Source organism: Croceicoccus pelagius (genome assembly GCF_001661915.1).
In the GTDB taxonomy this organism is placed as follows: domain Bacteria; phylum Pseudomonadota; class Alphaproteobacteria; order Sphingomonadales; family Sphingomonadaceae; genus Croceicoccus; species Croceicoccus pelagius.
In genome coordinates this window covers 371131-382016 of record NZ_LYWY01000040.1, presented here as the reverse complement: position 1 = coordinate 382016, position 10886 = coordinate 371131, and the positions used below count along the sequence as shown (strand labels likewise).

Sequence of the window (10886 nt, the reverse complement as noted above, 5' to 3'; positions counted from 1 at the left end):
GTTGAATAGCCCCTAGATTTGTGGACGCCTTCTTTCCTAAATTTGAGGACAGGAGGCGACGATGGGGAAAGCTAATTTCAGCGACGAGTTCAAGCGTGATGCGGTGGCCCAGATCACCGAGCGCGGCTACCGGGTGACCGAGGAGCGCGACATCCTAAAAAAAGCCACCGCGTATTTGACCTTTGGCCACTTCGTTCCGCCAGGGATGCAAAGTGAGATACGCGTTCGTTGCCGAGCATCGCACGCTGTTCCCGGTGCGCGCGATGTGCCGGTGTCTGCGCATCCAGCCCAGCGGCTTCTACGCCTGGTTGAAGAACCCGTTGAGCAGACGGGCGAAGGAAGATGCTCGGCAGACCGAGCTGCTCCGGCAGGCATGGGAAGACAGCGGCAAGGTCTATGGCTATCGCAAGCTGCATGACGACCTGCTCGATCAGGGCGAGACTTGCTGCCCGAACCGCGTGGCGCGTCTCGCCAGTCTGGCGGGTATTAAAGCGAGGATCGGCTACAAGCGCAGGCCGGGCAGCTATGGTGGCAAGCCATCCAGGGTGGTCGACAATACGCTGGCCCGCCAGTTCGATGTCGCGGCACCCGACAAGACATGGGTGACCGACATCACCTACATCAGGACGCAGGAGGGCTTTGCCTATCTGGCGGTGGTGATCGACCTTTACTCCCGCCGAGTGGTGGGCTGGTCGATGCAGAACCGCCAGATGATCCAGACCTGGCGATCAAGGCAGGCAGACACCTATGCGAGGAATTGCTCGAACCCCTTCAAGACCATTGGGGCAGGATTGCGATCCGGTCTGCGTATCGCTCGTGTGAGGTAAATGGCTTTTGCAATGCGATGCAGCGCAAGAAGAAGGCCGGCTACACCTGTGCTTCGAACGAGAGCAATTTCGCGGGGCACATCTGGGATCGCCTCGATGTGAACGGACACATGGGGGCGATGGCTTGTGAGGTCGTTCCCAGTTTCTGGGCCAATCACCAAGAGCAAGGCGATTGGCAGATACTCGCTCGATGGATCCACGAGCACCTCCCTTACTCAACGCTCTATTTCTTTCCGACCTATTGGGCATTCAATATCGGCTGGCATGAAAGCCCCAAAAAGAGCATCAAGAGCTACGCAGAGCCTGCCGGAACATTCACTCCCTGACGGAGAAGCAAATCAAGATTCGAGTCCCAAAAAAGGCATCGAACCAATGCATTAGACGGTTTTTGCGGGCCTTTTGCGGGCCTTTGCCTCAGACCGAATTGCTTAAGTATCTGAATATAAATCGGAAAAGAGCTCGAATGTGATGCCTCTTCTGGCACCATCCTTTTTCTAAAGGACGGCACGAAAAAGCCGCGAACGCCTTGGGCGAACGCGGCTTTTCGTTTTTCCAGGCTCCCGGTGATCACCCCAGTGTGACCGACGTTCCCGAACAGCTGACCATCAGCATCGAGCCGTTCTGGCCCAGCACTTCGTAGTCGAGGTCGACGCCGACGACGGCGTTGCCGCCCAGTTTCATCGCCTCTTCCTTCATTTCGGCGATCGCTTCGCGGCGGGCGCGGGCGAGGACTTCCTCGTATTTGCCCGAACGGCCGCCGACGAGGTCGGTGATCGAGGCGAACAGGTCGCGGAACAGGTTTGCGCCCACGATCACTTCGCCGGTGACGATGCCGTGATAGGCGGCGATCTCGCGCCCTTGCACGGTGGGGGTGGTGGTGACGATCATGCCGGTGTCGGCGTTACCCCACGGACTTGCCATTTTACGCTCTCCTCGCTGGTGCAACCTTCGGGTTCCTCACGATTAGTGCCCGAAGGTTGCGCCCGCGTGAAGGCCGTTTACTCCCCCATCAACTGACGGGTGAGGTACGTGTAGGTCAGCGCCCAGGACCGGGCTTCCTGCCTGGGGTCCGCGCCTGCTGCATGGCCGCCCTCGATTTGCTCGAAGTATTCGTAGGGAAGGCCCAGTTCCTTCATCCGTGCCGCGAACTTGCGCGCATGGGCAGAGCCGGTGCGGTCGTCCTTGGTCGAGGAATAGATGAAGGGCACCGGATAGTCCGTCCCCGCCTTCAGCGCGTGATAGGGCGAGCGTTCGAGCCAGAAGGCCAGAGCCTCGGGATCGGTGTTCACGTTGCCGTACTCGCCCTGCCACGATGCCCCTGCGCCGATGCGGCTGATGCCGATCATGTCGAGCAGGGGGACCTGGATGACGGCCGCGTTCCATAGGTCGGGGCGCTGGGTCATTTCGACACCGGTGAGCAGACCGCCGTTCGATCCGCCCATCATGCCGAGGTGTTCGCGGCTGGTGAGGCCGCTGGCGATCAGGTCTTCGGCGATGGCTGCGAAATCGTCATAGATGATCTGGCGCTTTGTCTCCAACCCGGCCTTGTGCCACGCAGGGCCAAATTCGCCGCCGCCGCGGATGTTGGAAAGGGCATAGGCGCCGCCTTTTTCCAGCCATAGCTTGCCGATGATCGCGCTGTAGCCGGGCGTCATCGAGACCTGGAAACCGCCATAACCGTAAAGCAGCGTCGGCGTGGTGCCGTCCATCTTCACGTCCCGCTTGTGGACGAGGAAGTAGGGGATTTTCGTCCCGTCGGTCGAGGCCGCCCACTTCTGTTCGACCACCAGATCGCTCGCGTCGAACTTGGCGGGCATCGAACGCAGCACTTTGGCCTTACCAGTCGCCGCGTCGGCGAGGTAGAGCGCGTTGGGTGTGGTGAAGCCTTCGACGTTGAGGAAGAAGCGGTCGCTGTCTTCGTCACCCGAAACGAGGGCCAGCGTCATGTTTGCGGGCAGGTCCACCGTGCTCTTCGTCCAGCCACCGTCGGCGGCAGGTGCGAAGGAGAGGATGCGGCCGCTGACATTGTCGAGCGCGGAGACGACGAGACGGTTCGCGGTCATCGTCGCGGATTCGTAGGCCTCGCTCTGGCCCGGCGCCCAGACGAGTGTTGGCGAGAGGTTTGCCGGATCCGCCTTCAACGCGGCGGCGTCGAACGAGACGAGCGAGCCTGCGTCATAGGTCTCACCGCCAACGGCCCAGTCCTGCGACAGGCGCACGACGAGGCGATTTTCGATAAGGCCCAGCGGGCTGGCCTGCGACGGCAGCGCGAGCGGGGTGACCGTGTCACCGTCGATCAGGCCGAATTCGCGGTTCCAGAAATCGGTCGCGCGCACGATCATCTGCAGCACGTTGCCCGAACTGTCGCGGATCACGGCAGCGGACGAGGCGACGTCCTCTTTCTTGCCGCGATAGATTTCGATCGCCTCGGAAAGGGGCTGGCCGCGTTTCAACCGCTTTACGACGATGGGGTAGCCCGAGCTGGTCAAATCGAACCCGTCGCCGGCAAAGTCGGCGGAAAGGTAGATCGTGTCTTCGTCCACCCAGGTCGCGTCCGACTTGCCCTTGGGCACGAAGAATCCGCCCTCGACGAAGCTTTTCGTCTCAAGATCGAATTCGCGGATTTCGACCGCGTCCTCCCCGCCGTCGGACAGTTCGATCAGGCAGAGCCGTTCTTCGGGGCGCAGGCAGGACACGCCCTTGTAGACCCACGAGCGGCCCTCTTTTTCCCCCAGCGCGTCGATGTCGAGGATCGTTTCCCATTCGGCATTGCCGGTGCGGTACGATTCAAGCGTCGTGCGCCGCCAGATGCCGCGCAAGTGATCGGCGTCCTTCCAGAAATTGTAGAGCATGCCCTTGCGAAATGCCGGCATCGGGATGCGGTCTTCTGACGAGACGATGGCGAATGCCTCGTCATAGGCAGCCTGATAGGTCGGTTCTGCTTCGAGCCGTGCGGCGCTGGCCGCGTTTTCCGCCTCTACCCAGTCGAGCGCGCGCTGCGAGTACGTATCCTCCAGCCAGAGGTACGGATCTTCGGGCAGCGCCAGAGATGATGGAATCTGGGTCAACGGCATCTCCTCGGCCCCGGCGGGGGCGCTTGCGATCATTGCGGCGAGGCAGGCGGAAAGGGAAGCGCGAAGGGGCGCGGACAAGCCTTTGGGCATGTGGGCGGGACACCTGTTGGTTTCTGATGAAACCTATCTATGCGCTGCGGCGCAGGGTGCAACCCAAAGAATTCAACCGGATACCCGCAGCATGCCCTGAAAATCGAGGCCGGACGGCTCCTGGTAGATACGCAGGCCAAACTCGGGAAGGATCGCCAGCAGGTGATCGAAAATGTCCGACTGGATCGCCTCGTAATCGCTCCAGACCGTCGTCGATGTAAAGCAGTAGATCTCCAGCGGCAGTCCTTGCGGCGATGGCGGCAACTGGCGGACCAGCATCGTCATGTCGTCGCGGATGTGCGGGTGCGCCTTGATATAGGCGATGACATAGGCGCGGAACGTGCCGATGTTCGTGATCCGCCGCGCGTTCACCAGGTCGCAGTTCTCGGCCAGCGACTTCGCGTTCCAGTCGCGCAGTTCTTCGTCCTTGCGAGCCAGGTAATCGTCCAGCAGGCGGAAGCGGCGCACCCTGGCCAGTTCGTCGTCGGAAAGGAACCGGATCGCGTTCTGGTCGAGGAACATCGAACGCTTGATGCGCCTGCCGCCCGCGTCCTTCATGCCCCGCCAGTTGCGATAGCTTTCCGAAATCAGCCGGTGCGTCGGGATCGTTGTGATTGTCTTGTCCCAGTTCTGCACTTTCACCGTGTGCAACGCGATGTCGATCACGTCGCCGTCGGCGTTGAGCTGCGGCATTTCGATCCAGTCGCCCACGCGCAACATGTCGTTGCTGGACAGTTGGACAGAGGCGACCAGAGAAAGAATGGTATCCTTGAATACCAGCATCAGGACCGCGGCCATCGCGCCGAGACCCGACAGCAGCAGCAGGGGAGATTCGTCCATCAGCACTGCGATCGCGAGAATGGCGGCGCCGGCGAACACGACGATCTTCAAGACTTGCAAATAGCCCTTGATCGGCCGCGACTTCGCCTCGGGCCGACGGGCGTAGAGCTCGTTCACGTAGTTGAGCGCGCCGCTGATGGCGAAGGCGATCGACAGGACGATGCCGGCTTCGGCAAGGTTCTGGACGACGATCCGCACCCCTTCGGGCAGGTTCGGGACGAGCGTGATGCCTTTCGAAACGATCAGCAACGGTATGACGTTGGCAAGCCGCGCGGCGGCCTTGTCGGCAGTCAGGCTGCGGGTGTCGAGGAAAGGGGCGGCGGCGCGCAGGATGACTTTCTTGAGGACGAAGTTCACCGCCAGCGCAGCCAGCGCGAGGAGGACAAGCCCGATGAGCGACTGCACCCAGGGCAGCTGCTCGGCGAAAGTAGTCTGAAGCTGTTCCATGTCGCGCGCGGCGATCCCATGTCGCGCCGCGCGTTGCAACCCGCGATGGGGAAGGGCCTATTACAACTTCTTATAGGTTGCGGTTCTGCGAGGCGCAGTGCGATCCAGCCGACCGGCCAGGGTGTCGCACAAAGCGGCCCGCGATTGGGGGATCGCGGGGGTCTTCGCGTGGTCATCGTTGCCGTTACCGGTTCGCGCTTGGTGGTGACTGTTGTCCAGGTCGCCCTGTCCAATCTGCGCTGTCCGGGCGGCTGTGGAGTTGGACCTGCCCTGGCTTTTACTTTGCGGCGCGGTTGACTCGGGCCGACCCGATCCTGAAAAGTTTCGCGCGTCACTCTTAACGCTGCCGAAACAGGCCGGGGATGTCACCAGAACTATCCGATTTCCTTGATGCGCTATTTGCGCTGCCCACGACGCGCGGGGAAGGGCGCGATGACGACCGCGAGCCGATCACCCTGTTCTACAGGTACCTGCACGCCTGCGGGATCGAGCATTGCAACTTCGGCGGGTTCGAAGTGACCGACGATGGCTTCGGGTTGAACGAGTTCAGCGGTTCGCTGCTGCCCGGCGCGTTCCTGGACGAGTTCACTGCCGAAATGGCGGACGACGACTACATCATCGCGCAGTCGACCGCTCTGACGCCGGACAAGCCACTGTCGATCTTCGATTTCGGCGTGCCGCACCTCGACAAGGTCCGCGCCTTTCGCGAGGAATCGGTCCGCGTGACGATGGAATGCGCGCGATATGGCATGCAGGACGGGGTCGCGATGCTGGGGCTGGTGCCGGGAAGCCGCGGGGGTACGCGGCGGTGCTTCGGTTTTGCCTTTGGCGGCACCAACGGCAGTGGCGACCAGGCTCGCGCGCGTTTACCCGAACTTCGCATTGCCGCCTTTGCCCTGCTCGACAGGATCAGGCCGCAGGTGGAGGCGGTGATCGACGGCTTCGAATACGACCTGTCGGCGCGAGAGCGTGACGTGTTGGGCGCACTGGCGGACGGGGCGCAGCGCCAGCAGATCGCGTGGAAGCTCGATGTCTCCGTCCCCACGGTCGACGCGCACCTTGCCAACCTGCGCCGCAAGCTGAAGGCCGCCACGCTGGCCGAAGCGGTATCGCGCGGATACCGCTACGGTCTGCTCTGACGCAGGCGATCAGTCGCGGAACGCGGTCTGGCTGAGGCGCGTGATCGGCGTGAAGATGTAGGACAGGATCGAACGCTTCTCGCCCAGCAGGTTCACGTTGGCGACCATGCCCGGCCCGATGGGAAGCGGTTTGCCATCCTTGTCGCGCAAGGTGTCGGTCGTCTGCACTTCGACAAGGTAGAAGTTCTCGCGCAGGTTCTCATCCTCCACCGCGTCGGGTGAGATCGAGGTGACCGTCCCTTCCAGCGTGCCGAAGACGGCGCGGTTGTAGGCGGTGATCTCCAGCTTCGCCTCCTGTCCCAGACGGATGTTGGCGATGTCGGAGGGGCGCACTTTCGCCTCGACATAGAGCGCGTCGTCCGACGGCACGATCTCGGCGATGGGCATGCCTGCATTGACGCTGCCGCCGACCGTGGTGACGAGCACGCGGTTGACGAGTCCGGCCATCGGAGCACGGATCACGGTCCGGTCCATGCGGTCGGACAGGGCGGGCAATTGCAGCTGCTTGGCCGACAGTTCCGCCTGTGCCTGCGAAAGTTCGCTGCCCGAACGGGTCAGCCAGTCGCTGCGCGCCTGTGCGGACTGGGCACTTGCCTCGGCCACGCTGGCCTGCGCGCGGGCAAGGGCGGCCTCGGCGGAATCGACTTCCTTTTGCGCGACAAGGGCGGCGTTCTCCGCCTTGATGAATTCGACCTTGGAGATGACCTTGGTCGGCACCAGCGGGCGCAGCATTTCCAGTTCCTGCCGCGCGGTCGTCAGGTTCGACCGCTTGGCTTCCAGCAGTGAACGCGATTCCACGACGTGCCGTTCGGCCTGGTGCACGCGGGCGGCGGCGGCGGCCATCGCGCCGTTCAATTCGGCCATGCGCGCATTGTGGAGCGAGCTTTCGATCTCGACCTGCCCGTCGGGCGCTGCGCCATAGTCTGGCGTCGTTCCACGCACTTCTGCATTGAGGCGCGCGATCTTGGCCTCCAGCGCCTGCACTTCTGCCGTGGAACTCCCGAAGGCGGCGCCCGTCAGGGTCGGCGAGAGGCGGACGAGCACGTCCCCTTGCTGCACCTGTTGCCCGGCCTTGACGAGGATCTCTTCGACAATGCCGCCTTCGAGGTTCGAGACGACCTGCAGCTTCGAACTGGGCACGACGCGCCCCTCGCCGCGGACCGTCCGGTCTATCTGGGTCAGCGAAGCCCAGAGAAAGAATACGACCACGAAGCCCAGGATGATCCACAGCACGATGTTGGCCGATTTACGGGCCGTGTATTCTTGGGTCTCGATGGTGGCCTCGCCACCCTTCAGGCTATCAAGCAGCGCGTTCATCTTTTTTCGCCCCCTGCACGGTCCTCAACTTCGAAATGCGCGCACTCACCTGTTCGGGCGAGCCGTCGGCGACGACTTTCCCGCTGGACAGCATCACGATGCGATCGACGAGCCGCAGCAGCGACGGGCGATGCGTGATGAGGATCAGCGTGCGATCCTTGAACTCGGCGTCGAGGTTGGCCATCAGCCGGCGCTCGGTCTCGACGTCCACGGCCGAAGTCGGTTCGTCGAGGATGATGATCGGCGGCTGGCCGATCAGCGCGCGGGCAAGGGCGATCGACTGTTTCTGCCCGCCCGAAAGCCCTTCGCCGCGGTCTGCCAGTTCAAGATCGTACCCTTGCGGTATCCGCGCCACGAATTCGTGCGCGAGGCTGACTTGCGATGCGCGGATCATCTCGTCATCGTCGATTTCGTCGCGGCATAGCAGGATGTTGTCGCGGATCGTGCCGGTCAGCAGGGCATTGTCCTGGAACAGCGCGCCGACCTTGGGGCGCAGCGCTGCGGGCGAGAGCTGGCGTATATCGATGCCGTCGATCAGGATCAGGCCACTGGTCGGCCAGTAGAGACCGATGATGAGCCGCGCGATCGTCGACTTGCCCGAACCGATCTGGCCGACGAGCCCGACCTTTTCGCCCGGGCGGATCTTGAAGCTGACATCCTTCAGCGCAAACTCCGCCGCACCGGGATAGCGGAAGTCGACGTTCTTGAACTCGATCGAACCTTCCATCTTCGAAAGGGTGAGCCCCTCACTACCTTCCGGCCCTTCGACCGGATTTTCCATCAACTTGTTGATCTGCGTGTAGGCTGTCCGCGCGGAATTTGCGCGGGTCAGCAAGTGGGCGATCGTGCCGAGCGGCGCGACGACGCGCCCTGCCAGGATCGAACAGGCGATCAGCCCGCCCATCGTCAACGAGTGGTTGGCGATGGCAAAGACGCCGAAGATCACGACACCGGTATAGGCGGTGGTCTGCGCGGTCCCTGCAATGTTGATGGGGATCGTCGACACGAGCCGCTGTCGCAGCGAGGCACCGGCATGGTCCGTCACGGCGGTGTCCCACCGGCGGCTGAGGATCGAGCCGGCGTTGGCGGACTTCACCGTCTCGATATTGCCGATCGTCTCGACCAGCACCGACTGCTTGCCGAGCTGGCCGCTCAACGTTTCGGCCGAAAGGCGCCGCATCAGCGGCTGGGTGGCAAGAGCGGCGATCACCACGATCGGGATCATCGCCAGCGGCACCAGCACCAGCCACCCGCCAATAAGGGCGATCACGGTCAGTGTGATGATGATGAAAGGCAGATCGACCAGCGCGGTAATCGTGGCGCTGGCAAAGAAATCGCGCAGTGTGTCGATCTCTCGAACAAGGCCGGAAAGCCCGCCTGTCGAACGTTTCCCGATATCCATCCGCATCTGGAGGATGCGCTCGAAGATGGCCTTGCCGATGTCGCGGTCCACCCGCGCACCCGCCACATCCACGAAATAGGCGCGCAGGATCTTCAGCGCGAAGTCGAACATCAGGATGATGACGAGGCCGATGGAAAGGCCGACCAGCGAATCCATCGCGTTGTTCGGCACGACACGGTCATAGACGGTCATCGTGAACAGCGCGGTGATAAGCGCGAACAGGTTGATCATGGCCGCCGCCAGCGCGACCTTGGTGTAGATCCCGCGATTGGCGCGCAGTGGTTTGGACAGCCATTCGGCCATACGCCCGCGCGGCATTTCGATCTGCGTTAGAGATGCCACTTCTTCCCCCTTTCGCGACCGGACCTGCCCCCAATTCACTGGCCCCATATTTCGGGCAGGATCCCCAAGAATCCCGATGCACCTGTTTACCAGATAACAACCACTGTTAGATGCAGAAAAGATAAGGCGTCCCGTAGAAGGACGCCTTATCCGATCCAGTCAATGGCCAAAGACCACTATAGATTTTACTTCCAGATACATGGGCTGAATCATGCGATCATCTGCCCCTCAACGGCCAGGTAGTTCTGGACCAGCAGCGATGAATAGTCGTCACCGTCCATCGCCACCTGCATCATCGTACCGTCGACCATGCCGTCGCCGCTTTCGTTATAGGCACCCAGCACGTTGTGCGCGTCGGAACCGTAGTCCTTCCATTCGGAGGCCTGTGCCTTCTTGCTGCCGCTGGCGATTCCGTCGAAGTTTCCGTCCCAGGCAAGGATGAAGTCCACGGCATCGGCATAGAAGTCGGCGATGGCAGGATCGACCGCCGGATCACTACTGCCATTAATCGCGGCATTGTTGATGGTGTTCAGAAATGCGGCGCCAAGGTCGCGTTCCAGAATGGTGACATAGTCTCGGCCACCACCCTTATCACCGCCATCGACCCAGTTGAGCAGTTCCTCGGGCGTCAGGAAGATGTCGCCGCTGTCTTCGACACCATTGCCATTGGCATCCCAGACAGCGAATTCGTCGTTGCCGGCCACTCCATCGGTATCGACACCGAACAGCGACAGCAGGTCGACTTCGCTCCATCCTTCGGCATCGAAGTCCTTGTCGCCGTCAGGGATACCGTCCCCGTTGGCATCGCCTTCGTCGCCTTCGATCCCGTTATAGAGCGACTGGCCCAGCGTCGACTGCCAGAATCCGGGGGTGCGGACCGCACCTTCCATCATGTGGTTGCCGAAGTTGCCCTGCTCGGTCACGCCGAGATCGCCATCGATGGTCAGGCCGCTGCTGATGACGAAGCTGAAGTCGCCATAAGTCTGGGTGAAGCCCGGTTCCACCGCTTCGTAGACATAGAGCATTCCCGAACCGTCGATCGCGGCGGCTACCAGCGGGTCATCGGTGTTTATGCCGGTGAACTCGTAATAGCCGTCGGCCCAGTCGCCGGCACCGGTGACCACGGCCTCGATGTAGCCGTTGGTCGGATCGGTGTCGTTGTCGAGGTAGATCGTCCACCCGTCGAGCGTGCCTTCCCCACCGTCCCAGGCAGAGTTGTTGCTGAGATCGGCCCACTTGTAGCCCGATACCGACATGTCGGCAAAGTTGGCGAAGTCCATGTCGTCGGCGCCATCGGCATCGATGACATACCCGGCCTGACCCAATGTCTGGGAATAGCCATTGGGTTTCACCTCGTAGACGTCGAGACCGATGTAGGTCTCGTCGAGGCCGGTGAAGGACCACGAGC

The 10886-nt window shown here is 62.0% G+C and carries 8 protein-coding genes and 1 pseudogene; 3 read left to right on the top strand and 6 right to left on the bottom strand.

Annotation, left to right across the window (positions count from 1 at the left end):
• Positions 1-61: 61 nt before the first annotated feature.
• Positions 62-710: pseudogene (locus A9D15_RS16000) on the top strand (IS3 family transposase); the annotation flags it as partial.
• Positions 711-844: 134 nt separating this feature from the next.
• The gene (locus A9D15_RS15995) at positions 845-1153 is read left to right on the top strand and encodes a hypothetical protein (protein ID WP_066766899.1); all 309 of its coding nucleotides are present in this window, start codon (positions 845-847) and stop codon (positions 1151-1153) included.
• Positions 1154-1394: 241 nt separating this feature from the next.
• On the opposite strand, the gene A9D15_RS15990 is transcribed toward A9D15_RS15995, so the two are convergent.
• The 3 genes from A9D15_RS15990 to A9D15_RS15980 all read right to left on the bottom strand — a co-directional run bounded on the left by A9D15_RS15990 (position 1395) and on the right by A9D15_RS15980 (position 5278).
• The gene (locus tag A9D15_RS15990; protein ID WP_066767032.1) at positions 1395-1715 is read right to left on the bottom strand and encodes a heavy metal-binding domain-containing protein; all 321 of its coding nucleotides are present in this window, start codon (positions 1713-1715) and stop codon (positions 1395-1397) included.
• 110 nt (positions 1716-1825) lie between these two features.
• On the bottom strand, positions 1826-3895 hold the full coding sequence (locus A9D15_RS15985; protein ID WP_483294812.1) for a prolyl oligopeptidase family serine peptidase: 2070 nt from the start codon (positions 3893-3895) through the stop codon (positions 1826-1828).
• Positions 3896-4063: 168 nt separating this feature from the next.
• Complete coding sequence (locus A9D15_RS15980; protein WP_066766893.1) at positions 4064-5278, bottom strand: mechanosensitive ion channel family protein; 1215 nt, start codon at positions 5276-5278, stop codon at positions 4064-4066.
• Positions 5279-5640: 362 nt separating this feature from the next.
• On the opposite strand from A9D15_RS15980, the gene A9D15_RS15975 reads away from it, so the two are divergent.
• The gene (locus tag A9D15_RS15975; RefSeq protein WP_066766890.1) at positions 5641-6417 is read left to right on the top strand and encodes a response regulator transcription factor; all 777 of its coding nucleotides are present in this window, start codon (positions 5641-5643) and stop codon (positions 6415-6417) included.
• Between the two features lie 9 nt (positions 6418-6426).
• Here A9D15_RS15975 and A9D15_RS15970 read toward each other — a convergent pair whose 3' ends face one another.
• The 3 genes from A9D15_RS15970 to A9D15_RS15960 all read right to left on the bottom strand — a co-directional run.
• The gene (locus tag A9D15_RS15970) at positions 6427-7734 is read right to left on the bottom strand and encodes an HlyD family type I secretion periplasmic adaptor subunit (RefSeq protein WP_082924537.1); all 1308 of its coding nucleotides are present in this window, start codon (positions 7732-7734) and stop codon (positions 6427-6429) included.
• Positions 7718-9478: a type I secretion system permease/ATPase gene (locus A9D15_RS15965; RefSeq protein ID WP_229660440.1), complete on the bottom strand. Its 1761-nt coding sequence runs from the start codon at positions 9476-9478 to the stop codon at positions 7718-7720. The genes A9D15_RS15970 and A9D15_RS15965 overlap by 17 nt, the downstream gene beginning before the upstream one ends.
• A gap of 209 nt (positions 9479-9687) precedes the next feature.
• A partial coding sequence (locus tag A9D15_RS15960) for a hypothetical protein (RefSeq protein ID WP_172807544.1) occupies positions 9688-10886 on the bottom strand: 1199 nt, incomplete at its 5' end.

Coding starts and splice junctions, on each gene's coding strand:
- A9D15_RS15995 (WP_066766899.1), top strand. CDS start 845: ATGCAGCGCAAGAAGAAGGCCGGCTACACCTGTGCTTCGAACGAGAGC.
- A9D15_RS15990 (WP_066767032.1), bottom strand. CDS start 1,715: ATGATCGTCACCACCACCCCCACCGTGCAAGGGCGCGAGATCGCCGCC.
- A9D15_RS15975 (WP_066766890.1), top strand. CDS start 5,641: ATGTCACCAGAACTATCCGATTTCCTTGATGCGCTATTTGCGCTGCCC.
- A9D15_RS15980 (WP_066766893.1), bottom strand. CDS start 5,278: ATGGAACAGCTTCAGACTACTTTCGCCGAGCAGCTGCCCTGGGTGCAG.
- A9D15_RS15970 (WP_082924537.1), bottom strand. CDS start 7,734: ATGAACGCGCTGCTTGATAGCCTGAAGGGTGGCGAGGCCACCATCGAG.